This is a genomic window from Sphingomonas sp. CCH9-F2 (genome assembly GCF_001556735.1).
Classification (GTDB): domain Bacteria; phylum Pseudomonadota; class Alphaproteobacteria; order Sphingomonadales; family Sphingomonadaceae; genus Sphingomonas; species Sphingomonas ginsenosidimutans.
This window is the reverse complement of the sequence record NZ_LSJO01000192.1, coordinates 1-956: the sequence shown is the minus strand read 5'-3', so window position 1 is coordinate 956 and position 956 is coordinate 1. Positions and strand designations below refer to the sequence as shown.

At 59.0% G+C, this 956-nt stretch carries 1 protein-coding gene; it reads right to left on the bottom strand.

Annotated features, from left to right (window positions below):
• Positions 1-31 precede the first annotated feature (31 nt).
• Positions 32-853 carry an IS5 family transposase gene (locus tag AX685_RS05675; protein WP_043153120.1) on the bottom strand — a complete coding sequence of 274 codons (822 nt, stop codon included), beginning with the start codon at positions 851-853 and terminating at the stop codon, positions 32-34.
• Positions 854-956 lie beyond the last annotated feature (103 nt).

Genomic DNA, 956 nt, shown 5'->3' with positions numbered 1-956 from the left:
AGAGCCTGATTCATAATTATCCGATGAAATTTCATAGTCTTGCGATGCGACGCGCGAATAGCTGGATGGAAGCTATGAACAGCCACGCAGTTGCCGATGCGATGGTCTGTTCAAAGTCCTTGGCGAGCCGACGGTTGCGGTTCAGCCAAGCCAGTGTTCGCTCGACGACCCAGCGGCGCGGAAGAACCACGAAGCCTTTTGCAACATCGGATCGCTTGACGATCTCGACAGTCCATTTGCCGGTACGCCGGAGGGCTTCCCTGAGCTTGTCGCCAGCATAGCCGCCATCGGCAAAGACATGGCGCAGCCATGGAAAGCGGTGGATGATTTCACGCAGGACCAGCGGCGCGCCGTCGCGGTCCTGAATGTCGGCGGTATGGATCACCGCATGAACCAAATGGCCCTCGGTGTCGGTGAGGATGTGGCGCTTGCGCCCCTTGATTTTTTTGCCCGCGTCAAAGCCGCGAGGGCCGCCACTTTCCGTTGTTTTCACGCTCTGACTATCGATCACGCCAGCACTGGGCGAAGCCTCGCGGCCTGTCGCTTCACGCGCCATCAACAGCAGGGTATGATTGAGCGAGAGCCACAGTTTGTTATCGCGCCACAGGTAAAACCAGCGCCGAACCGTCGAGACCGGCGGAAAGCAGGGCGGCAGCATTCGCCACGGCAGCCCCCCACGCAGCAGATACAGGATCGCCTCGACGATCCGTCGCAGCGGCCATTTGCGCGGACGGCCTACGTGGGAGGGTGGCGGCAAGAAAGGTTCGAGCACCGACCATTCGGCATCGGTCAAATCGCTTGGCAAAGTCAGTCCCGCGCGGGCATATTGCGCCCGAGTGGTATCGGTCCACATCGTTGATCTCCGGAAGTTTGTTGCAAAACCCCTGAATCAACGACTGCGGCAAGCGTCAAGCTAACCCGCTGATACCACTCAACTTAATTTCGGATCGGGCTCT

Bases quoted from the DNA above. Each gene is read 5' to 3' on its own strand.
- AX685_RS05675 (WP_043153120.1), bottom strand. From the start codon at position 853: ATGTGGACCGATACCACTCGGGCGCAATATGCCCGCGCGGGACTGACT.